The sequence below is a fragment of the Providencia alcalifaciens genome (assembly GCF_020271745.1).
Taxonomy (GTDB): domain Bacteria; phylum Pseudomonadota; class Gammaproteobacteria; order Enterobacterales; family Enterobacteriaceae; genus Providencia; species Providencia alcalifaciens_B.
Genome location: NZ_CP084296.1, coordinates 3,376,324 through 3,400,115, shown reverse-complemented (window position 1 = coordinate 3,400,115; position 23,792 = coordinate 3,376,324). Strand labels below are relative to the sequence as shown.

Annotated in this window: 21 protein-coding genes; 5 read left to right on the top strand and 16 right to left on the bottom strand. The window is 40.9% G+C overall.

Going from position 1 to position 23,792, the window contains the following annotated elements; genetic code table 11:
• Positions 1 to 6: 6 nt before the first annotated feature.
• From LDO51_RS15645 to LDO51_RS15615, 7 genes are all read right to left on the bottom strand, one after another.
• The gene (locus LDO51_RS15645; RefSeq protein WP_225575306.1) at positions 7 to 615 is read right to left on the bottom strand and encodes a fimbrial protein; all 609 of its coding nucleotides are present in this window, start codon (positions 613 to 615) and stop codon (positions 7 to 9) included.
• A 50-nt stretch (positions 616 to 665) separates the two neighbouring features.
• Positions 666 to 1,439 (bottom strand): fimbria/pilus periplasmic chaperone, encoded by a 774-nt coding sequence (locus LDO51_RS15640; protein ID WP_423810942.1) that lies wholly within the window; start codon positions 1,437 to 1,439, stop codon positions 666 to 668.
• A gap of 155 nt (positions 1,440 to 1,594) precedes the next feature.
• Positions 1,595 to 4,165 (bottom strand): outer membrane usher protein, encoded by a 2,571-nt coding sequence (locus tag LDO51_RS15635; protein WP_225575305.1) that lies wholly within the window; start codon positions 4,163 to 4,165, stop codon positions 1,595 to 1,597.
• A gap of 100 nt (positions 4,166 to 4,265) precedes the next feature.
• Positions 4,266 to 4,706: a fimbrial protein gene (locus LDO51_RS15630; RefSeq protein WP_225575304.1), complete on the bottom strand. Its 441-nt coding sequence runs from the start codon at positions 4,704 to 4,706 to the stop codon at positions 4,266 to 4,268.
• 172 nt (positions 4,707 to 4,878) lie between these two features.
• Positions 4,879 to 5,409 carry a fimbrial protein gene (locus tag LDO51_RS15625; RefSeq protein WP_225575303.1) on the bottom strand — a complete coding sequence of 177 codons (531 nt, stop codon included), beginning with the start codon at positions 5,407 to 5,409 and terminating at the stop codon, positions 4,879 to 4,881.
• 1,325 nt (positions 5,410 to 6,734) lie between these two features.
• Positions 6,735 to 7,262, bottom strand: a complete 528-nt coding sequence (locus LDO51_RS15620) for a GNAT family N-acetyltransferase (RefSeq protein ID WP_225575302.1) — start codon at positions 7,260 to 7,262, stop codon at positions 6,735 to 6,737.
• Positions 7,263 to 7,280: 18 nt separating this feature from the next.
• On the bottom strand, positions 7,281 to 8,747 hold the full coding sequence (locus LDO51_RS15615; protein ID WP_225575301.1) for an AMP nucleosidase: 1,467 nt from the start codon (positions 8,745 to 8,747) through the stop codon (positions 7,281 to 7,283).
• A gap of 368 nt (positions 8,748 to 9,115) precedes the next feature.
• On the opposite strand from LDO51_RS15615, the gene LDO51_RS15610 reads away from it, so the two are divergent.
• Complete coding sequence (locus tag LDO51_RS15610) at positions 9,116 to 9,448, top strand: MliC family protein (RefSeq protein ID WP_225575300.1); 333 nt, start codon at positions 9,116 to 9,118, stop codon at positions 9,446 to 9,448.
• Positions 9,449 to 9,526: 78 nt separating this feature from the next.
• Here the strand turns inward: LDO51_RS15610 and LDO51_RS15605 are convergent, their stop codons facing one another.
• Complete coding sequence (locus tag LDO51_RS15605; RefSeq protein WP_225575299.1) at positions 9,527 to 10,435, bottom strand: AEC family transporter; 909 nt, start codon at positions 10,433 to 10,435, stop codon at positions 9,527 to 9,529.
• A gap of 216 nt (positions 10,436 to 10,651) precedes the next feature.
• Here LDO51_RS15605 and LDO51_RS15600 point away from each other — a divergent pair, with 216 nt between their 5' ends.
• Positions 10,652 to 11,191, top strand: coding sequence for an NADAR family protein (locus LDO51_RS15600; RefSeq protein WP_225575298.1), 540 nt, complete (start codon positions 10,652 to 10,654; stop codon positions 11,189 to 11,191).
• Positions 11,192 to 11,253: 62 nt separating this feature from the next.
• On the opposite strand, the gene LDO51_RS15595 is transcribed toward LDO51_RS15600, so the two are convergent.
• Positions 11,254 to 11,712, bottom strand: a complete 459-nt coding sequence (locus tag LDO51_RS15595; protein ID WP_225575297.1) for a GNAT family N-acetyltransferase — start codon at positions 11,710 to 11,712, stop codon at positions 11,254 to 11,256.
• A 102-nt stretch (positions 11,713 to 11,814) separates the two neighbouring features.
• On the opposite strand from LDO51_RS15595, the gene LDO51_RS15590 reads away from it, so the two are divergent.
• From LDO51_RS15590 to LDO51_RS19795, 3 genes are all read left to right on the top strand, one after another.
• Positions 11,815 to 13,302, top strand: coding sequence for a PLP-dependent aminotransferase family protein (locus LDO51_RS15590; RefSeq protein ID WP_225575296.1), 1,488 nt, complete (start codon positions 11,815 to 11,817; stop codon positions 13,300 to 13,302).
• 95 nt (positions 13,303 to 13,397) lie between these two features.
• On the top strand, positions 13,398 to 13,979 hold the full coding sequence (locus tag LDO51_RS15585; RefSeq protein ID WP_225575295.1) for a YebB family permuted papain-like enzyme: 582 nt from the start codon (positions 13,398 to 13,400) through the stop codon (positions 13,977 to 13,979).
• Positions 13,980 to 14,224: 245 nt separating this feature from the next.
• On the top strand, positions 14,225 to 14,551 hold the full coding sequence (locus LDO51_RS19795; RefSeq protein ID WP_225575294.1) for a hypothetical protein: 327 nt from the start codon (positions 14,225 to 14,227) through the stop codon (positions 14,549 to 14,551).
• A gap of 108 nt (positions 14,552 to 14,659) precedes the next feature.
• Here LDO51_RS19795 and ahpF read toward each other — a convergent pair whose 3' ends face one another.
• The 7 genes from ahpF to LDO51_RS15545 all read right to left on the bottom strand — a co-directional run bounded on the left by ahpF (position 14,660) and on the right by LDO51_RS15545 (position 23,791).
• The gene (gene ahpF / locus LDO51_RS15575; RefSeq protein WP_225575293.1) at positions 14,660 to 16,234 is read right to left on the bottom strand and encodes an alkyl hydroperoxide reductase subunit F; all 1,575 of its coding nucleotides are present in this window, start codon (positions 16,232 to 16,234) and stop codon (positions 14,660 to 14,662) included.
• A gap of 126 nt (positions 16,235 to 16,360) precedes the next feature.
• Positions 16,361 to 16,924 (bottom strand): alkyl hydroperoxide reductase subunit C, encoded by a 564-nt coding sequence (gene ahpC, locus LDO51_RS15570; RefSeq protein ID WP_006659869.1) that lies wholly within the window; start codon positions 16,922 to 16,924, stop codon positions 16,361 to 16,363.
• 205 nt (positions 16,925 to 17,129) lie between these two features.
• Positions 17,130 to 18,257, bottom strand: a complete 1,128-nt coding sequence (locus LDO51_RS15565) for an ABC transporter permease (RefSeq protein ID WP_225575292.1) — start codon at positions 18,255 to 18,257, stop codon at positions 17,130 to 17,132.
• Positions 18,258 to 18,259: 2 nt separating this feature from the next.
• On the bottom strand, positions 18,260 to 21,016 hold the full coding sequence (gene rbbA, locus LDO51_RS15560) for a ribosome-associated ATPase/putative transporter RbbA (RefSeq protein WP_225575291.1): 2,757 nt from the start codon (positions 21,014 to 21,016) through the stop codon (positions 18,260 to 18,262).
• Positions 21,013 to 22,083 (bottom strand): HlyD family secretion protein, encoded by a 1,071-nt coding sequence (locus LDO51_RS15555; protein ID WP_225575290.1) that lies wholly within the window; start codon positions 22,081 to 22,083, stop codon positions 21,013 to 21,015. Before LDO51_RS15555 ends, rbbA begins: the two co-directional genes overlap by 4 nt.
• Before the next feature lie 400 nt (positions 22,084 to 22,483).
• The gene (locus LDO51_RS15550; protein ID WP_225575289.1) at positions 22,484 to 22,960 is read right to left on the bottom strand and encodes a GNAT family N-acetyltransferase; all 477 of its coding nucleotides are present in this window, start codon (positions 22,958 to 22,960) and stop codon (positions 22,484 to 22,486) included.
• A 612-nt stretch (positions 22,961 to 23,572) separates the two neighbouring features.
• Positions 23,573 to 23,791, bottom strand: coding sequence for a DEAD/DEAH box helicase (locus tag LDO51_RS15545; RefSeq protein ID WP_225575288.1), 219 nt, complete (start codon positions 23,789 to 23,791; stop codon positions 23,573 to 23,575).
• Position 23,792: the final 1 nt, after the last annotated feature.

The window sequence follows — 23,792 nt, the reverse complement described above, 5'->3', positions numbered from 1 at the left end:
TGACTCCTAATCATAACTTACCTGAAACCGAATAATTGCCTGATAAGCTCCCGAACTTAATCCTGCTGTAGTACGGGTCGGGGTAATATAATAAGTCAATTGATTCTGTCCCGGAGAAACTAGCTCAGGAGTACTGTATTGCCCTATTGCAATGGGATTATAAGAAGCATTGCTCAACTGCAATGCAATCCCTTTCGCCCCCGTAACAGCAGCTAATTGCGGGTTTTGATTGTCTGCCTCTGCCAAAAAACGAATTTTCATCGCAGGCATACCATGGCTCCACAATAAGTTTCCGAGTTTATTACGATTACGACTTTCACCACTTAAACAATCTTCTAAACGCAGCTGTACCGCGACAGGGGTACCTGTTTGACCGGCTTTCTGTAATTGCCCCGAGCCTAATGACCCCAGTTCAACTGTTTGATGTGCTGAAGACATTGCTAATCGACAAGCACTTTCCGTTAAAGCCCCGTGTACATACAATGTGCCATTAGCACCATCGACATCCCAGTTATCCACTTTGTCGAGTTCAGTACTGAGCGCTGTGCTACTGAGTAAGCACAACCCTAAACCGTACACCATCATATAATGAGGTATCTTATTGGCTTCTTTCATGATGCTCTCCTGCGTTGAAATCGGCTTTAACTCCATTTCGTTTGAAGTTACTATTTATCTGATACCACACGACAGTGATTATCTTGACAAGTAAACGTCAATGTTGGTCGTCCACCGTAGTCATTGATATAAGTAAGAACAGGCTTACTTTCTAAGGCTTTTGCACTTCCCCCCATTAACAAACTGCTTTTAGGGGCAACCATCAACGGTTCAAATCCCGCGACTGTTTTTCCGTCTTTCTCTGAAGCTGCATCAACAATAGTCACAAAATATGGCGTTGGATTCTCCACACTGTATTGGTCACCTTGACGAGTGAGGGTGATTTTTTCTTGCCATGGATTCTCCATCTGTTGGCGAGTTGGAATAATCGCTTTTGGACGATAGAACAACTTAATTCGCGTTTGCAACGCCAGCTGAAGTGTGTTGGGTTTATCACTCTTAGGTGGAATTTCACGCAAATTGAAATAATAAACGGATTCCCTGTCTTGCGGCAGTGATGCGATACTCGGCAATGCTTGAATTTTCACTTGGCTTTTAGCGCCAGGCTCAATACGCTGAACGGGAGGTAATACCGTAAAGGGTTCAGTGATTTTTTCACCTTGGGCATTTTCAATCCAGCCTTGTGCTAAATAAGGTAATTGCTTATTTTCATTACTAATATTTAAACTAATGGATTTATCTTCACCTGTCATAATTGCACGGGTGCGATCTAAAGCGACTGCGGCTTGCGCGGACGACAATGTCGCAGATATCAACATGGCTCCAACCAAAAAAGGGGCTATAGGATGATGATTTCTTTTATTGATTTTATTACTCTGTAACATATTCTTTTACCTTAGTATTAAGAAGGAATAACCCTCTTCAATCATGTCATTTTTTATTTTCTTCACCAGCTCGGTGAGCTGACCAAACCTGATTTATTCGATGCCCCAAACATTGATGAATGAGGCATAGATAATGATGGTAAACTTACCGTATTCTATTCAGCGACCGTCTGTGTCTGCTCGAGAGGTAAGATGCCAGTCGCATGGCACGGTAATAACCAATTCGTTAACAACGTGTCGCTCTGCGGTAATATTTTAGGCAAGGTGATTTCGCATTGTGCTTTATCATCCCAACGAACTTGCAACCTATCGTTAGGGTTGAGCCCAGTTAAATACGTATTCCCATCATCCCCCACCATTCCTACTTGTTGGCCTTTTGTATTGAAAACTTGTGCACCAAATGGAGGAACACTATTATCAGATAAACGCAACAAGGCCATTGCACTGTGTCCAGCGACAACATCGAACTTTCGGTAACCAATCGCGCCTTCTGTTAAGGTACCTTGCTTAATCGATTGTGATACCTGAGCCTCATCAGGTAATGTATTTAAATCTACCCTGACCTGATTACGGTAATAACTGTTCACGTCTGTTAATACGGCCTGCCCCAAATAGTTTGTTCGGATAGTTGAGCCATGACCTCGTAATGGGATATCAGGAACACTATCGGTATCGACAAAAATTCGAGTCCCACCTAACTGATTACTACGATGCATCGCAACACCTTGCTTTATCGCCGTAAAACCACCTTGAAGTGATAAGCCAGCCGAACGATATCTATCTTGCTGATAAGTGGCATTTGCATTGATTTGCGCTAAATCAGCTTGATGCGTGTAATAACCACTCATTAATCCACCAGAACGAGACCATCCGGTGCTTAATTGATAGTTACTACGCTCATCTAATCGGTCGTAATAACTGATCCGTTGAGAATTATCACTCTTATCCCAACTGCTGTTCATGCTAATCGAGCCTCTATCCCCCCAAGGTAATGAAAGGGAAAGATAGGCGCCATCATCATTAGTCTGCCGATAACTATTTCGATAAGCGGTCAAGTTAACACTTAGATTTTTCCATTTTCCGATATCAAAATAGCGAGCTAAAGACAGGCTATAACGATCATTATCAGGCTGATCCCAGTAGGTTTGATGGTAATAATTTACATAAGCACTGAGCCCTAACTCCGGAAATTGTTGGTTATAGGAAACGGTATACATTTCCTTACTGTTATACTGACGGGCCCCCATGGACTGCGCATTTAAGTACTCAGACATACTCATAAAACCTTGCTCAGCAAAACGATATCCCGCAAACGTCACTTGGCTATTGTAGGCATCAAATCGCTTCGAATAACTCAAACGATATGAATTACCCTGATACGTTTTATCGCCGATTTCAGTTAACCCTTTTAACCGCGAGCGCGCATGGGTGATATCAAAAGAGAGCGCGCCAAACATCATCAGATCTCGGCCGATACCGACTGCAGCGGAAGCGTAATTCTCGGCTGCAATACCGCCACCATATAGTGACCAACCATTATTCACTCCCCACGAAAACTCACCACTCGCAAATGTTTCACCACTCACCTGGTGGCGCCAATCTGTTGGGCGTCCAGCGGCAAGCTTATAACGTAATTGCCCTGGGCGAGTGAGGTAAGGAACACTGGCTGTATTCACCGTAAACTTTTGAGTCGACCCATCTTGTTCTTTAACTTCAACATTAATCTCACCGGAGAGTGCATCATTTAAGTCTTGAATACGAAAAGGACCGGCTGCAACTTGTGTTTGATAAATAATACGGTCTTGCTGGCTCACGATAACGGTAGCATTACTTTGGGCTACCCCCGTTATTTCGGGGGCATATCCCCGTAAATTAGGCGGTAACATATTGATGTCAGTGATCAGGCTAAGCCCCGTAAAGCGAAAGCTGTCAAAAATATCTGAGGCTAAATAATCTTCACCTAAGGTGAGTTTTGCCCCGAGAGATTTAATTGCACGATAGACATAATATCGACTCCAATCCAATGAACTCACCGTGCCTTGGCCTTGCTGCTTGTCTAAACGCATTTGCCAATCTGCACGCATACGCCACACACCTAAGTTCACACCCGCAACACCATTACCACTGACATTGGCATTTGTTCGCTGCTCGCTACGAGTTTGCTGACCAACCTGTGCATTGAGGTTATAATCAAAAATAGCACCGGGTAACCCATCCTCCCAACGTGCAGGCGGATCCCAGTTTTCGTCTGTATATTCCAAATACGCTTGAGGTAAATTGATATATAAAGCAGAAGCAGCTAAATCCCCTTTGACTTCCGTACCCGGTAAGCTGTCCAGTGATAAACACATGCCATCATGCCACCATTTTAAGGTTGACAATAAATCGGGTTTAAGCGCCAGTTGTTCAATTAACGTAGGGCTTAAACAGGCAATACTTTCATCTGGCTTATCGTCGGGTACGTAATAAAATACGTTTTGTTCAGGTAATTGATGTTTATTTATAAAAATAGAAAAACGATATTCACCTGGCATTAAAAAGCCCGGACGTGAAAACTGGGCTAAATCAATATTTGCACGGTCATTGACATCTAAAATATCCGTATTAAATTCAATCTGCTCAGCGTAGCTGTTACAACTTAATAAGGACAAAGCAACAAGGAGTCCCATCAACCGAGGACGGCTTATCCGTAACAACGGCATATGAATATAACCTAGGGCCATCATCTCGACCTTCTTATTTCTTTTTTTATTAATAAAATCATTTAGCTTTTAATTTTCATGCAAAACCAAGTATTGATTTTTAGATATAAAATCAATTATTCGATTATTCATAATCCAATTTAAAGCGTAATTGGCTGTAATACTGTCCTGAAACTAATGGAGAATGATTAGCAACCAACCTTAAGCTGTAAGCTAAATCACGGGAGCCTTTCGTCAAAATTTGATCAGACAGAGCCTGTCCTGGAACAATAATTGTTCCGTCGTCATTACGCTGAATTTGTAGTCCGACACCTTTGGCTTGTCCATTCACACTAAATAATCCGCTTTGATGTGCACCATCAAAAGTGACTCTAAAGTATTGCCAATTAGGTTTATTCGGGTTTTGACGCTCAAGAACACAATTAACTAACTTAATAACAAACGGATGTACTGGCCCTTGTCCATCTCGACGGATATCACTTAGAGAGAGGCTTCCCATATTAATGGTTTGGTCACGACTTCCTACATCAATAGCGCAGGCCGTTTCAATGATACTGCCAGTCATCTTTACCGAGCTTAACGCATTTGCAGGGGAAATATTTATGAGGACATATATACTAAGACTCCATAAAAGCAGCTTACTGGCCGTTAAATATTTCATTGCTTCCTCTTCTACGCAGGCTTCCATTTGAAATAAACCAGCAAAATATCCTTTTTTACTGGCTATTAAACATTAATTATTCGTATGACAGCGTAAAGTCAGCTACTGAGCTAAATTCACCCGCAGTGATAGTTTTAATATCACCGCCATTACCCATTAAATACGCAGAAAAACGCAGAGTATTATTACCATCTTGAATATTTTGGAATGGTGTTGGTGTACCTAAAGTAATGATATTCCCGCTACCATTCGTAATTTGTACGCCTGCTCCTGCACCAGTACCCACGATACCTAATGTTTTATTTGTATTATCAAATGAAGCCGCTGCACCACTAAATGTTAATTGAACACCTTTGTTTAATGCAGTGATATCGCAATTCTCTAAAGCAATATCAAAATTTTGTGGACTAGACTTACCGCCATCCACTAACGCCATGTTTGATATTTGTCCAAGCTCAACAGTTTGATCAATCGAATCTGGTGAAATAGAACATGGCGCATCAATAATGGCACCTTTAAAATTTACTTTTCCGTGGCCCATATCCGCAGCAATTACAGAGGTGCTCATAGCACTAGAAACTAATGCTAATAAAAATAACTTCTTCATATATTCCTCAATGAATTATAAATAAACAACTTGATTTATTTCTATTACTAGAAAATATTTCTCTACTATAATTAATAAAAGTAGACAGTATCGGAAGCCGATATCAATTTTTTTAACATTGATACGTCATCAGAATTTGATTTTCCCATCTCAAGTAAAAATGTTTAAGTACTTTCTAAAATAGAAAGTTCAATGATATTGATAAATTAACTAACCTACCCACTGAGACCTTATTAATATCTCATTCATATTGAGATATCTGTTGTTGTAAAACATTTTATTCATTTACTAGTTCAGTGTCAGTCATTTCATTTTTTCTGTTTTTTTAATGAAAAATCCACAGAAAATAGAAGTTTTCTCATTACAATTTTCGTGCTTATTGTTGATTTCATTTTCTTTAAATACTAAATTAGCAATTTACACAAAAAAAAATAAAAATAATCACCAATTACCAAATATTAATTAGTAATTAGAAATTAAATAAATATATAAAACATTCGTACCTGATTGGCTAAGTGAGTTCAATTATAAAGAGCTAGAACTTAAAAGCAAACCCTCACATCTCGTACTTTTCCTTACATGCCATAATGTTACAGTTTATAAAAATTATTAAATCACTTTACATACCAAATAATTAAGTTTGGTTGGTTATTTATGAAAACTTTAATCAATCAGATTTTGATACGCCAATGTTAGCATTATCATTTGCGATTAAATAAAAAAACAAAACTTTCACCTAAAATAAACATTTTTTATAAACTAATATCAAGAAGTTACAAAAAAATGAGAAATACACCTATTTGGAGTTATTATTTTGGCATCAATAAAATAAACAAATAAGTAAATAAATAATCATTAATTATCAATTCATTAATTAAGAATTTCACAATTGTAGATGTCCACACTCCATTCATTAAGACACACCAAATTAGAGTGATCGCCTCTGGCGGGAGGTGATTTAAACTGTCATGAGTTCGATTTTGGTTATAATCTTACTGCCAAAATCACGCTAATTCTCGGACTTAGCTCAATGATTCAAATAAATATGCATTTAAAAATTCACGACGGAACGAGCCATTAGTGGTGATTTAGCTAAAACGGGTTGCATGGCATCGACCACCACACAGTCTTTTTACGCCAGTCTATCCGCTTACGGTAAAATGCTTCAATTTTTTCATGAAGCTCAAAAATAGGTTTTTCGAACGCAAGAAAATGGCTAGACATCGTGTTCTTAAAATCGACCAAATAATTTTAAGCGTCTACTGAGAGGGTCAATCCTATTCTATAAATAAGAATAGGATTGACCGTTATCAAAAGTGGGATAATTACAATTGAATCAGATTTTTACGTAATAATACCGAGATACTGCCGTTCATAAATACTTCTTTATCTTGTATATACCCTAACTTTTCAGCGACACGCAGTGAAGGTATATTTTGGGGCCCTATAAAGCAGATACTTTCTTGGTATTTCTGCTGCGTAATTAACCAAGACAATGCAGCTTGCATCGCCTCCGTCGCGTAACCTTTGCCTTGATATTCAGGCGCAATGACCCATCCCGCTTCAGGAATACCTTTAACGTGAGGTTCAACAATGCGGTGAAAATCGGCAAACCCAAGGTCTCCCACATAATTTCCTGTCGCTTTTTCTCTCACCGCCCAATAGCCAAACCCGAGTAGAGGCCAAAGCCCGCCATATGCAAGCATGCGCATCCATGATTCACGCTCCGTTGAAGGAACACCGCCAATATGTTGAACCATTGAGCGTTGTCCCCATAACTGAGAAAGCGCTGAAAAATCACTCACCTCATGTTTTGCTAAAATTAATCTATCTGTTTCAAGTTTAGGGATCACGTATTCCCCTCCTCTAGATTATCTAAATGGCGGCTCGTCGAATGTTCTTAATTTTCGGGAGTGTAGCTTATCACCTTCTTGTCGTAGCAGGTCGATGGCACGGATCCCAATTTGTAGATGCTCCGATATTGCGCCTTCATAAAAACTATTCGCTTGTCCCGGCAGTTTGATTTCCCCGTGAATCGGTTTATCAGACACGCAAAGTAATGTGCCATATGGGACACGGAAACGGTAACCTTGTGCGGCAATTGTGGCACTTTCCATATCCACAGCAACGGCTCGACTAAGGCTGAATCTGCGTGCGGTTGCAAAAAATCTTAATTCCCAGTTACGGTCATCCGTTGTGACCACTGTTCCCGTACGTAAACGCTGTTTAACTAGCTCACCAGGCATATTACTCACCTGCTTAGTTGCGTCATATAGCGCCCGCTGAACTTCAGCAATACTTGGAATAGGAATATCTGGTGGTAATACATCATCTAAAATATGATCGTCACGTAAATAGGCATGAGCTAAAACATAGTCACCAATTTTTTGACTTTCACGCAGTCCGCCACAGTGACCAATCATTAACCAAGTGTGAGGACGCAATACCGCTAAATGATCACAAATATTTTTTGCGTTTGCTGGACCCACACCAATATTCACTAATGTAATTCCTGCGCCATCACGTGCAATCAGATGATATGCAGGCATTTGGAATTTTTTCCACGTTAAATCGGATGTGGCAAATTGAGGATCGGCATTTTCAGCGGTTAAATAGTTATGTCCTACACAAGATAACGCGATATAACGGCTGTCTGGATCACGAATTTGCTCACAGGCCCAATTCACAAACTCATCAACATAGCGGTTATAGTTGGTAAACAAAATATAAGGCTGAACATGCTCAGGCGGTGTTCCTGTATAATGTTTTAACCGTGCTAAAGAGAAATCTACGCGCAGTGCATCAAAGTGGGACAATGGCATATCATCCGTCACATGATATAAACCATCCGTAATATCATCACTGATATGAGAGAGATCTGTGATAGGAAAATGCGCAGCCAAACTGCTACTCATACTTCTATCAAGAATTAAATCTGAGCCATCAATAACAAATGGATATGGAATTTCAGTTTTAGACGGACGAACTGCAAAAGATACGTCATAGTCTTGCTGAAAAATAGTTAATTGCTCAACGAGGTAAGCTCGAAACAGGTCAGGTTGGGTCACTGTAATACTGTAATCTCCCCGTTTCACAAAACGGGCATAAGCTCGCGTTTTTTCACAATGGTCAACCTTTCCCTCCCAAGTTACGCACAACTCAGGGTAGGCAAACAACCCATTTTTTCGGGCGTTAGCATCGGGTAACGTTCCTTTATCAACGTAGGTTGCAATAGCATTTCTCAAGGCTTCAATGGCATTTGAATAGAGTAATGAGAGTGTTTCGATTGTCTCTTCTATAGAAAGATTTTCATATTTTCGGCATTGTTCCAAAGACACGCTTAACTCCTTATCAAATGACGTAAAATTTACGCCTTCAGTGTATGTTATTCATCGATCACTCACAAGAAATTGCATTTAACTCTTGAGAATTTAATAAGTTAAAATCTTAGTTTATTCTACTTGTGATTTAACTATTTCACCTATTGCGAATCCCGGAATTAATTTAATATGAAAATATCTAAAGTATTTACATTTTTATTTATGAAACAGATTAAACCCGAATTAAGAACATTATTAAATTTCATCAAGTAGTGACTAAATGTTTATGCAATGTATATTTAAACGTAATATTATGATGCTCTAGCTTATAGCTTCAATGTTTATGAACGCTGGTATAAATACTTAAAAGGTATTAAGGAAACCCAATGAAAAAAACACTTTTAGTTTCTTCTATTACTGCATTATCAATTTTAGCTGCATCTTCATCTGCATTCGCAGCTAAAACACAAACCTATAACTGTGATGGACAAAAAATTAAAGTTTCTTTTCCTAATCAAGATACAGCAGTGATGCTTTACAGCGATGAATTGATTTTACTGAAAAGCAAAGAAGCCGCGAGTGGCGCTCGCTATGTTGGTGAAAACTTTCAACTATGGAGCAGCAAAGCAGGCTTAAACTTAGCCACTATTTCTGAAGATGATGCTGTTAACAACCGTGTTTCTGATGACAAAGGTCGTGATTGTAAACTGGTTAAATAATTGCATCTCTAACTTCACTTAGTCGTAGAAAGCAGCATCATAATTATTACGATGCTGCTTTTTTATATAAAAACAATATTATTGAGTAATTAGTGTTAAAACTAGTGGTAATGTAATAACGGCAAGAATAGTTTGGAAAGTAATGATCCCTGCCATTAATTGGCTATCACCATTAAGCTGCTTAGTTAAAATATAGGACGTTGGTGCAGTAGGTATAGAGAAAAAGATGACTAAAAGCACACTTTCTAATGTTGGTAATTCAAATAAATAAGCTGTAAAAGAAGCTAGAACTGGCATAGCAAGCAAGCGAAATAATGTTGAAACCATAATAGGTTTAAACTCTTTCCTGAGCGTTGCTGTTTGTAGTGCCCCACCAATACAAATTAATCCTAAAGGCAAACTGGCTGCGGCCAATAATTTTAAAAATTGGTCAGACCCAAATGGTAAACCTATCGGTAATAAGTTTAATAAAATTCCGATGAAACAAGAAATAATCAATGGATTTTTAGCAATAGGCATGACCAGCTGCTTCAGTGAAACTTTCTTTCCTGCACTTAACGACAATACCGCAATGACATTACAGCTAGGAACTAAAATCGCCATAATCACAGCTGAAATCGCAATTCCTTCTGAACCAAAAAGATCGGCAACAATCGCCAATCCTAAATAAGTATTAAAACGAATAATCCCTTGAATGTGAGCCCCAAATCGTGGAATGGGTATTTTAAATAAATATTTATTTACCACGACAAGCAGTGAACTTACAGCAAGGATGAAAAAAATGGCGCAGGCAAGATAGGGTAATTTGGGATTATTGAGTGGCGCATTCGCTAAACTATTTATTAATAATGCAGGGAATAAAATAAAGTAATTGAGTTTTTCTGCGCTAGGCCAAAAATCGGCAGAAAATAGTGCTGTTCTACGTAAAACAAAACCCATTGCGATGAGAGCAAACAACGGCCACAACACGAGTAAAATCTTTTCCATGATTAAGAAATTCTTTTTTTTCAAACCATTATGAATTGATAAATGTGACTATATCGTTAAAATCAATGAGATGTTAGTTAAAAAAAGCGATGCAGATAAATACCTTTCCAGAGTGTGAGCTTTATTCAAAAATACAGTGTAGGTTATTCCGATAGCCAATACATTTATTTATCGTTACTCTCACTAAATCTAATTATTATTTTTCAAGTTAGTCCTATGGATATAAAAAATCTTTGTAAGCTCTACCGAACGGGTAAGAAATTTAAGTATGTCTTTTTCTGGGGGCATCAAACCAAACAACAGCAAGTTACAAAAAGCTGTTTTAGCCAATGGTATCCCGCCCCGTTTATCGTTGATGGTAACCGTTTCGCCAGTGCCGAACATTTTATGATGGCAGAAAAAGCGCGTTTATTTGGTGATAGTGAAATCCTGCAAAAAATTATCCATGCTCCGAATCCTGGTGCAGCAAAAGCTTTTGGACGAGAAGTTCGTGGCTTTAAGCAAGATATTTGGGATACAAACCGATTTGATATTGTTATAAACGCTAATTTAGCCAAATTTTCTCAAAATGATGCACTCAAGCAGTTCTTGTTGGCAACAAATGAGCGTGTCCTTGTGGAAGCTAGCCCTGTCGATAAAATATGGGGAATTGGTTTAGCGGAAGATGCGGAGAATATTGAAAATCCTCTCACGTGGAAAGGCTTAAACTTATTGGGCTTTGCATTAATGGAAGTACGAGCACAATTATCTAATTAAGATTTCCTGCATAAATATCCCGCTGCCATCAAACAGCGGGTCTTTATTTTATTAATTACTCATCATAGTGGCATTCTATACTCAATAACACCCGGTTTTTCTGCGACCCAATTGTATAGCTTTTGTCCGCGTAAATTGGTTTCTTGTGTGTGCCAATATAAACGTCCACATTGTTTCTGTTGCGCTTGTTGCTGAACAAACTCAATTAACTGTTTCCCCACATGGCGACCGCGAACTTCAGGGGTCACATAAAGATCTTCTAAATAACAAAAATCATTTTCTGCCCAAGTGGAACGGTGGTAAAGATAGTTAACAAAACCAACCACTTTGCCCCCTTCTAACGCTACAGCACAGTGCATCGGCTCTTTTTCATCAAAGAAACGCGCCCATGCTGTTAATGTGATTTCTTCGCTTAAATCCACATGATAAAACTTTTGATATTCCAACCAATAAACTAACCATTCTGGGTAGTGCTCAAGGGAAACAAACTCAATAGACACCGGTAGTTCCGCATTATTCATAATAACCCTTCCATTTGTAGACATATAACTGAATGAGGTTATAGTACAGAGCTATCTGGTACTCTATAAGATACACTTTTGTTATTTATTTAGGATCCACTTATGAGACGAAAGCAGCAAGCTCAGTTCCCATTGTTATTAATTGAGCAAGGTCGAATTAATGAAGGGGTTTACCATACGATCCGTAATGCAATATTGGATGGCCGAATTGCTACTGGCCTAAAATTGCCTTCGACTCGGGCGCTAGCTGAAATGATGTCAATTTCTCGTAATTCAGTAATTGCGGGATTTGAACGCCTAATAGATGAAGGCTATTTATATTCAAAGCAAGGCTCTGGAACGTATGTTTCTGCACAAATTCCTGATGAGTTAGTTCGTACAATAACCACCAATCAAGCTGCTTTCCAACAAGAAAATCCTGCACTTCATCTGAACCCCATGTTGGATAACCTTCAACCACTTTGGGCACAGTCACGCCCCAATACCAATAAGCGCTCAATATTTAATATTGGCGTTGGCTGTGTTGATCAGTTTCCCCATGACCTTTGGGGGCGGTTATTAGGGCGAGTTTGGCGAAAATCCAAACATGATATCACGCACTATAATCACCCTGATGGTTATATACCGCTCAAAAAATTATTGGTTGATTATGTGCGTTCAACCCGAGGCGTTCATTGTCATGAAAAACAAATTATTATCGTCAATGGAACCCAACAGGCGATAAATTTGGTGGCAAAAGTCTTATTAAAACAAAATGATACGGTTTGGCTCGATGACCCAGGTTATGACAGTGCTCGTGCTATTTTAACCGCCGCCGGTGCCAATGTCTCACCGATCCCTTTCGATAATGAAGGAATGAATATTGAATACGCTGCCGCACATCATAGTGATGCCAAACTGATTTACACCACGCCATCTCATCAATTTCCACTTGGAACAACCTTAAGCTTACCCCGCCGCCTCGCATTATTAGATTGGGCGCAACAAAATAATGCTTGGATATTTGAGGATGATTACAACAGCGAATTTCGTTTTTTATCCAAACCGATTCAAGCCTTGCAAGGGCTGGATAATCATCAACGTGTTATTTATGCTGGTACATTTTCTAAAATGATGTATCCCGGTTTTCGCCTTGGATTTTTAATTGTGCCAGAAAATCTGAGTGAAGCTTTTACGATGATGAAATACTACAGTGACAGTCATTGTAGCTATTTAGAGCAAGCCGCCTTAGCGCAGTTTATTCAAGAAGGTCATTACGCGAGACATATTCGTAAGATCCGCAAAATTTGCTATGAACGCCAATCTGTTTTTTGCCAATCCATCAATCAATATCTCCCCCACATTTTTGATGCACAAATGAATGATTCAGGGATCCATACCGTCTGTTGGGTAAAAAAAGGCTATAACTTAGAGATTATCTTAGAGCAGTGCCATGACCTTGGTTTTGGTGCGCAGCCGTTATCTCGTTATTGTATTAACAGCCAAAATAATGATGCCATTCTATTTGGATATGCCGCCCATACCGAGCTCGAGATCGTCCAGAATATTCAATTACTACGTGATGCATTGCTGAAAATATACCCAAGTTAAACAGAAATGATATTCGCCGCAATTCTGATTGCCGCCGATATTGGGCGACTTATAAGATGACCTCAATGTAACTTTTCACCCTATTGAGGTGTACTATGACAAAAATTAATTACCCCTATGAACTGGAAATCGGTGACATTGTTTTCACTAGTATTGGGACTGAAGTTTTTCGCCAAATCGCTTCTGCCTCAAAGTGTTGGAGTAACCATGTGGGCATGATCATCGGCCATGATGGTGACGATTATTTAGTGGCAGAAAGCCGCATTCCTTTATCGAGCACTACCACATTATCCCGTTTTATTGCCCGCTCATCTGAGCATCGTTACAGTGTGCGCCGCTTATCCACACATTTAACCGAGGCACAAAAACAGGCGTTAGTGACACAAGTTTTTCCACGATTAAATAAGTTTTATCACACCGGGTTTAAATACGATTCATCACGCCAATTTTGCTCAAAATTTGTATTCGATATTTACCAGTCCGCCTTATCTATTCGCATTGGTGAAATCGAAACTTTCCAAGAATTATTAACAAAAAATCCGAATGCCAAATTAAAATTCTGGAAACTGTGGTTTATTGGTTCTATTCCTTGGGAGCGCACGACCGTCACCCCTGCTAGCTTATGGCATCATCCAGAGCTTTCTTTGGTGTACCGTAGTCACGAAGATATTCATTAATTTCGTACTTTAACAACCGATTGATTGATTCTGCCTACACTGATAAAGAGCCCTGCTCCACAGGGCTTTAGCTAGCAACTCAACGTTTTTAGGAGTAACTTCAGCGCTATCTTTACACTATTTTTTGACTCTCTCTCTTCATCAAAATACCCTCCTACCCATACACCGATTTTTATGCCCATTCGTTTGCTCAAAACGCAATTAATGGATGAGCGCGTTCAGTTAAAGGATTGAGGAGAAACGCAATGGCGAATCAATTCCGAGAAAAACAAGCCCCTTTCATGTTATTCGTTTCTTACAGCGATGATTCATTTAAACCGCATCACCAGAGGGCACTTCATGGGGGAAACAATATGGATTCAAAGTTAAATAGCTTAGAAAAAGAGGTCAATAAAATGAAAAATGATCTGCATGAAGTTAAAACCAATATCGCCGTGATTAAATCCAACTATTCCACCAAAGAAGCTTTAGCCGCCAGCGCCAATAAAATCATCCTATGGTTTGTGGGCAGCGTGATATTGACGCAGTTACTGCCAGTGGTTGCGAGAGTTATCGATGTGTGGGTGAAGTGATTGGTACTCTTCTTAATGGAACTATCTTTTTTATCTTGATTCTTAGACGCACAAAAAAAAGGCACTCGCCCCCGAGTGCCTTTTGGCTACAACCCGCTAAACTATGAGCTATTCAGCGGTTCTGGTACTTGTGCGGATAAGGTAGTCAAATGCGCTCAATGCGGCTTTGGCCCCCTCTCCGGCGGAAATGATAATTTGTTTGTAAGGCACGGTTGTACAGTCGCCAGCAGCGAATACACCCTTCACGCTGGTTTCGTTACGAGCATCGACTTCAATTTCACCCATACGGTTGCGAGCAACAGTATCGCCTAACCAATTGGTATTTGGTAATAAACCGATTTGAACAAACGCACCTGCCACTTCCAAAGAGTGCACGCTTTCATCAGTGCGGTCTTTGTACTCTAAGCTGGTCATTTTGCTACCATCACCTTTAACTTCAAGGGTTTGTGCATTCAAAATAATATCGATATTGCTCATGCTACGGGCTTTAGCTTGTAACACGGAGTCCGCTTTCAATTCTGACGCGAATTCCAATACCGTCACATGCTCAACAATACCTGCTAAATCGATAGCCGCTTCGATACCGGAGTTACCGCCACCGATTACCGCAACACGCTTGCCTTTAAACAGTGGGCCATCACAGTGAGGACAGAATGTTACCCCTTTTGTGCGGTACTCTTGTTCGCCCGGAACACCCATGTTTCTCCAGCGTGCACCAGTGGCGATAATGATACTGCGCGCCTTCATCACACCGCCTGATGCGGTTTCGATTTGATGATATCCGCCCATTTCTTCAGCAGGGATAAGTTTAGTCACTGATTGACCATCAATCACATCCACTTTGTAGCTATCTACATGATTTTTCAGAGCACCAGCTAAAATTGCGCCTTCAGTTTTTAATACCGAAATATAGTTTTCGATATCAACGGTATCCATGACTTGCCCACCGAAACGCTCACCAATAACACCAGTACGAATACCTTTACGCGCAGTATAAACCGCAGCGGATGCACCCGCAGGACCACTACCGATGATCAGAACTTCAAATGGGTCACGTTCGCTAATCGCTTTTGCCGCACGCGCGTCAGCATTGGTATCCACCTTGCTCACGATTTCGCTTAATGTCATGCGGCCTTGACCAAATTCTTTGCCGTTTAAGAAAACAGCGGGAACACCCATGATGTTGCGTTCGTCAATTTCGTTTTGGAACAGCGCACCATCAATCGCCGTATGGCTGATGTTCGGATTCAATACTGCCATTAAGTTCAGCGCCTGCACGACGTCAGGGCAGTTATGGCAAGATAATGAATAGTAAGTTTCAAAGTTAAAGTCGCCTTCGAGCCCTTTCACTTGATCCAACAATTCTTGTGCTTCTTTGGATGGATGACCACCCACTTGCAGGAGTGCCAGCACTAAAGAGGTAAATTCATGGCCTAATGGTGAGCCTGCAAAACGCACGCCAATATGAGTCCCTGGGTTGGTGATTAAAAATGAAGGTGTTCTTTGTGCAGCATCGTGCTCTTCACGGACAGTCACCTTGTCAGACAGCGACGCAATTTGTTCAAGTAATTGTTTTATTTCAATTGATTTTGCGCTGTCATCTAAATTCGACACTAACTCTACGGGTTTAGTTAATCTTTCCAGATAGGCTTTTAATTGAGCCTGTAAATTATTATCGAGCATGTAATCCCCTTGGTCATAAAATCGGGTACATATACCCGTCGAATAGCCCGTTGCAGGCTTTTACTTAATTGTGTTTAGTACCTGCAACGTGGCTTATTTTGCAATATTCTTATCGAGGGTTATCGATTAGATTTTGCCGACTAAATCTAAAGATGGAGACAGTGTTGCTTCACCTTCTTTCCATTTAGCTGGGCAAACTTCACCTGGGTGGCTTGCAACATATTGAGCAGCTTTAACTTTACGCAGTAAGTCAGCAGCGTCACGGCCAATGCCTTCCGCAGTGATTTCGATAGCTTGGATGATACCTTGTGGGTCAACAACGAATGTACCACGGTCAGCCAGACCTTCGTTTTCACGCATGTTTTCGAAGTTACGAGTCAGAGCACCTGTTGGGTCGCCGATCATCGCGTATTTGATTTTACCGATGGTTTCAGAGCTTTCGTGCCATGCTTTGTGAGTAAAGTGGGTGTCAGTCGATACAGAGTAGATATCTACGCCCATTTTTTGGAATTCAGCGTAATGGTCAGCAATGTCGCCTAATTCAGTTGGGCAAACGAAAGTGAAGTCCGCTGGATAGAAGAAGAAAACGCTCCATTTACCCGCAACATCTTTCTCTGTTACTTCGATAAATTTGCCGTCTTTAAAAGCTTGATTAGAAAAAGGTTTGATTTGAGTATTAATTAATGACATTTGATGTCCTCCTGTTTGGTTGACTATTAAGTTACTGTTTCGCAGAGACTTAATCCAATCAGTCGTTGCTATCGATTTGATAGGCAAAATCTAATCATTAATTAAAAATTGATAGGCACAGCATTAGAGCGCTTGCAGATAAAATCTGCAAGCGTTTTGTGAAAAATAGTCCGATATGATGTGATGCGACCTAATGCAATAAAAGCTATGCCATCGTGGCGATAGTTTTGCGAAAGCGCATTAATGCAAAGCTGAAAAATACGCTACCAATGACCACCAAAATAACAAACTGCGGCCACACAATTTGGAATCCTGCACCACGATATAAAATGGCTTGTGCTAGGCTAACAAAGTGGGTTGTCGGCATGGTTAGCATGATGTCTTGCACCAGTTGCGGCATACTTTCACGGGCTGTCATCCCCCCAGAAAGCATGTTTAATGGTAATAACACTAAGATCATCAATAGACCAAATTGTGGCATTGAGCGCGCAATCGTCCCCATAAAAATCCCTATCGATGTGGTGGCAAACAGGCTGAGCGCAACCCCACACATAAACAGCAATATCGACCCTTCAATCGGTACTTGCAGCAAGGTTTTCACCACCAGCAACAGTGAAACTGCCGAGGCAATCAGTACCACTAATCCCATCGACCAAATCTTTGACATCATGATTTCAAAAGGCGTTAACGGCATCACCATTAAGTGCTCGACAGTGCCATGTTCACGTTCCCGGATCAGCGCTGCACCAGTGAGAACAATCGATAACATTGTGATGTTGTTAATGATAGCCATCACCGAGCCAAACCAAGATTGCGTTAAGTTTGGGTTGAACCGCATACGCACTTCAAGATCAACGGGTAAACGCCCTTGGCTACGGTATTTTGCCAAAAACTCGTTCACTTCTCCTAAAGTAATATTTTGGATGTAGCTATTTCCTAAAAAAGCCTGGCTCATGCGCGTTGCATCGATATTAACTTGTAATTGAGGGTGACGTCCTGCAAGTACATCCTTTTGAAAGTTTGGGGGAATATCAATTGCAAACGTGTAGGCACCTCTATCCAGTAAGCCATCTATTTCATTCGGCACAATATCCGCAGGCGGTAAGAAATACGGTTCATAGAAGCTATTAATGATACGGTTTGAAAGCTGAGATTTATCCTGATCAGCAATGGCTATCGGGGCATTATGCAGCGAACCTGGCGTTACCGTTGCAGATGAATAAATCGAGACAGTAAACGCAAATATAATTAACGCCAGCATTGCCTTATCGCGCCCTAAGCTTCGTAATTCTTTCACGCCCAAGTTAAAAATATTCTGTATTTTACGGAACATCCCTATGCCTCCTGTTTTTTCAGGAAATAAACACTCAAGCCAATCACAATCGGGATTGTGATGGCTAACGGGATAAATGAGGCTTGTAAATCAAAGAAATTAAGCCCTTTAGAGAAGGTTCCCCTGGTAATGGTTAAGAAATGGGATGTCGGATAAATCTGCCCTACCCAACGACCAATGCCTTCCAAGGAGGAGACTGGGTCTATCATGCCGGAGAATTGTGTCGCAGGGATCAAGGTAATAATTGAGGTCCCAAAAATGGCAGCGATTTGGCTTTTCATAAAACACGAAATCAGCAGCCCCATTCCAGTTGCAATGGTGATATACAAAAATGCCGCTAAGCTCAACGACAAGAAACTACCTTTAAATTCCACGCCAAAAACATAGACAGATAAAATGCAAAGTAAAACAAAGTTGAACATTCCTAAAACAATATAAGGAAGTTGTTTACCGAGCAGGAATTCTAATTTGGTGATCGGGGTGACATAAAGGTTAATAATTGAGCCCAACTCTTTTTCACGCACTACACTGAGCGCGCTGAGCATCGCAGGGATCATCATCAACAACAGAGGAATAACGGCAGGAACAATCGCCGGTAAGCTACGAACATCCGGGTTATAGCGATAGCGTGTTTCGATATCAATAGCTGGAATTCCTGCAACACCTGCCGGCTGGCGTGCCGCCATCGTGCTTAACCACGCTAAATGCATCGCTTGCACATAGCCACGTACCGTTTCCGCTCGGTTTGGCATCGCACCGTCTATCCATACCCCCAGTTTAACGTTATTTCCTTTTGCAATATCACGAGCAAAATTAGGTGGAATTTCAATCGCTACTGTGATTTTTCCACTACGCATACCTGATTCGAGCTGCTCATAATCTTGCAATGGAGGCTGCTCAATAAAGTAGCGAGAGCCCGCTAAGTTCAGCGTATAGCCTTGGCTTAAGCCCGTTTGGTCTCGGTCGAGCACAGCAAAACGTAGGTTTTCCACGTCCATACTGATCCCATATCCCATGATAAACATCAGGATCACCGTCCCTAATAACGCTAATGTGGAACGTACAGGATCGCGCCGTAGCTCCATACCTTCACGAATGCTATAGCTAAATAAGCGTCGTAAACTGAAGCGTTTTTTGAGTGCATCCTCTGCTTGCTCTTTTAGTTTGGTATCGACATGAAACTCAGGTGCGCTCTCTTTGCCCGAATCTTTATCTCCAACTGCATCCTGCAAATAGGCAATAAATGTGGCTTCTAAGGTGTCTAACCCACGCTTTTTAATTAGGTTTTCTGGCGTATCGCAATCCAGTACTTTGCCCGCATGCATCAATGAGATACGGTCACAGCGTTCGGCTTCGTTCATAAAGTGGGTGGAGATAAAAATAGTGACACCGTCACGTCTCGAAAGATCCACCATTAAGTTCCAGAACATATCTCGCGCGACGGGGTCAACCCCAGAAGTCGGTTCATCGAGGATCAACATTTCTGGCTGGTGGATAACTGCCACGGCCAAAGAGAGGCGTTGACGTATCCCTAGAGGTAGGTCATCAGGGAGTGTTTCACGCACATCATCCAAGTCAAAACGCTGGCACATTTCATCGATGCGCTGGTTAATTTTATCTTCAGGAATGTGGAATAGTTTGGCATGTAATTCAAGATTTTGCTGAACACTTAATTCACTGTACAAAGAGAAAGCTTGGGACATGTACCCAACGCGCTTGCGGGTTTCAATATCTTTTGGGTCAATTTCTTGCCCAAAAAGCCACGCTTTCCCTTCACTGGCTTGCAGTAAGCCTGTTAACATTTTCATGGTGGTGGATTTACCACAGCCATTGGAGCCTAAAAAGCCGAAAATCTCCCCTTTTGGAATTTTAAAATTCACATGATCCACCGCCACAAAGTTGCCAAAACGCATAGTTAAATCTTTAGCTTCAATGGCGATAACATCATCACCTCGCGTATCTCGAGGAGGAATAACCACTTTTTGGTGACCAGCACGTTTTTCTTCGGGTAATAATGCGATAAAGGCCGCTTCGAGATCGTCACAGCCTGTTTGGGCTTTTAATTCAGAAGCATGCCCAGTCGCCATCACTTTGCCATCATCCATCGCCACCAACCAGTCAAAACGCTCCGCCTCTTCCATATAGGCTGTTGCCACCAGTACGCTCATATTGGCTTGTCGTTCTCGAATGCGGTCGATCAGATCCCAAAATTGTGCTCGAGATAATGGGTCCACTCCCGTTGTCGGTTCATCAAGAATTAATAAATCCGGGTCATGAATTAACGCGCAACATAATCCCAACTTTTGTTTCATGCCGCCCGATAACTTCCCTGCGGGTCGATCTTTAAAGGGGGCGAGCCCAGTACTTTCAAGAAGATCCTGAATGCGATACGCTCGCTCTTCGTTGGATTGCCCAAATAGTCTGCCGAAAAAATCCACGTTTTCATACACGGAAAGCGTATGGTAAAGGTTTTTCCCTAACCCTTGAGGCATGTAAGCAATTTTGGGGCAGACGTTGCGACGATGGTCGCTGTTATGCATGTCTCCATTGAGTACGTTGACTTGCCCCTGCTGGATCACGCGGGCGCCTGCAATCAGTGACATTAAGCTTGATTTTCCCACGCCATCAGGACCAATCAGCCCCACCATTTTTCGAGCAGGAATTGCGAGAGTGATGTCATCCAACGCACAGTTATCACCGTAATGTTGGCTGACATGCTGTAAATCAACAATCACATCATCCATCAATTTATCGGTCATTGTGGTAATCTCACCTCAAGATCGGTTGGCCATGCTACTTGTGCATCTAAGCGAACATACGCTTTTCCGGGTAAACCTGTTTTGACATATTCAAGGTGTTTTTCCAATAATTCTGGGGAAATGCGTGCACGAACCCGGAACATGAGTTTCAATCGTTCATTCTGGGTTTCCACTGTTTTAGGTGTAAATTGCGCAACACTGGCAACGAATGTGGTTTTGGCTGGGATCACAATATTCGGGGCAGCATCGAGAATAATATGAACCTCACTTCCAAGAGCCACCTTACCAGCCTGTTCCGTTGGTAAGAAAAAAGTCATATACACATCGCTTAAATCCACCATATTCAACACACGACCACCAGAACCTAGAACTTCACCCGGCTCCGCCACTCGATATTGAATGCGACCATTACGCGGTGCTTTTAGAATACTGTCTTCTAAATCAGCAGTAATGCGTCTTTCTGTAGCCGTTGCGGCTTCTACACGGTTTTTCGCTTGGACAATACCCGCTTGCGCTGAGTCAATGGCGGCAGTGGATGCGGCAACTTGAGCCTTTGAGGCTTCAAGAGCAGCCTTCGAGCCTTGCATTTGTGCCGTATCATCATCCACTTGTTGTTGAGAGACCGCTTTAGTTTTAACCAGGACGCGAGAACGATTTAACCGTTTTTGTGCGGCATCTAACTCAGCTTCACGTTGACGAACCACGGCTTGAGCCGCCAATTTCTCACTTTTGCGCTGTACTAATCCTGATTCTGCCGTGGCAACCGCACTAATGGCTTGGCGTAACTGAGCTTGTACTTCATGGAGTTGTTCCTGTAGCGCGCGGGTATCCATACGGGCGAGTTCTTGCCCCTGTTGGACAAAATCCCCTTCTTTGACAAGGATGGTATCGATTCGCCCCGCTGTTTTAGTCGCAATATCTATCTCGGTGGCTTCAATTCTGCCATTACTTTGTGCGAAACCATCAGGAAGACCACTCGAATTTTGGCTCCAGTAATAATATCCGGCAGCCATAATTGCCAGAACCAAAATAAGATAAAACGATACTTTGCGCTTATTTATTTTCATACCATCCCTTCTCTATTCATTGAATAAATTAGTGAACTACAGTTGTTTTTGGTCGTTAATTAAATTAATTAGTCACATTACAAAACTGTTTTTTCTTGAAATAAATATCATCTACATTTTATTGTTTTATTATTTTTATAACGGACAAAGTCTATATAACAGCCATTTCACCAAGCTATCTTATTATTTATTATAACTTTATCAGAATTTAGCTTAGGTTAAGTCGCTATATATCACAAAAAAGTCACCCACTCGAAAAAAGGGATTGTTTCAAGTGTAGATAGGAATATAAAAAAGTAACAATAAAGCCAGCAACGTTATTTGCTGGCTTTAGTTTGGTGATGAAAATATTATTTAAGCGTTAATACTTTTTAGCAGTTAATATCGCTTTGCTAGCAAATTAATTGGCAAACTTCGCAATTGTTTCAGCATCCATACGATATCGCACCCATTCGTCTTGTGGTTGTGCTCCGATGCTTTGGTAAAAATCAATGGCTGGCTGATTCCAATCTAATACACTCCACTCTAAGCGCTGGCACTGACGTTCAAAAGCCAATTTAGCAATGTGCTTGAGGAGTTTTTTTCCTGCCCCCGCGCCACGGTATTCTGGTGAAACGTACAAATCCTCTAAATAAATCCCATTATTGCCTAACCATGTTGAATAACTGGTAAAAAACACGGCATAACCTGCAGGTTTACCGTCAACGTAACACAGTAATGCTTCGGTTTTGGAATCTGGTGCGAACAATGAGTTTTCAATATCAGCAACACTGGCTTTTACTTCATGACGCGCTTTTTCATAGACGGCTAACTCAATAATCATCTCTAAAATCAGCGGGGCATCTTCACGAGTTGCCGTTCTAATTTGTATATCCATTATTATCTCTCTTGTTGTTTGAGGCTCAATTTTAACCATCGATGGCGCTAAACCCTAACGCTCAGCAGTTTTATTCACCAAAGTAACGCCATTATAAGAATGATTTATAACAAATGACTCTCAGCAACAGATAAATGGAGTGAATGATCTGCGTTATGAAACACAGCTAAAGTTTCATCCTACAATTTCCGTAAGTTATTACGGTCAGCCGTTCGCGTTATTGGTGTATTCATAATAATCGCTTGGAAGAGTATCTGGGTCTGGAAGGGATTTACCAGAAGATAGAGAAACAATCCGCCTTCTCAGAAAACAAATTGGAAAAGAGTCAAACCAGTTTAATTTCTGAAAAGGCTCAAATCATTCTCATGAAGATGATCTTTTTCAGCAGCAGTGGATTGAGCAAATGAAACGAATTCAAACTTTACTAGAGATCTAAAATAATCAAGCCCCTAGATGCCTACGTGCACTAGGGGCTTTCATTGCTTCAATAACAAAACAATACCGTGACAAAATAATTATTAATAAAGTAACGCAAATCCTTATCGGTGAAATGGCGGCCAATCACCCTATTTACTCTCAGTTTATGAATAACTGTTTTGCCATAATATTCGCTTAATATTTCTGTTTCTTTGCTCGTTTAAAGTATGACATTGGTACACTTGGGCAGACCACTTCTTTAAACTTTACTTTGCTCTTCACCTTTGAATCAGGGTGCTTTTCTTCCTGTTCAATTTGCTTGTTTTCTTCGGGCTGAATAACGTGTTCCGGCTGTACGGTTTCTTTCATCTGAATTTGCTCTTTAACTTGGATAATATGACGGGTTTTTGCCATG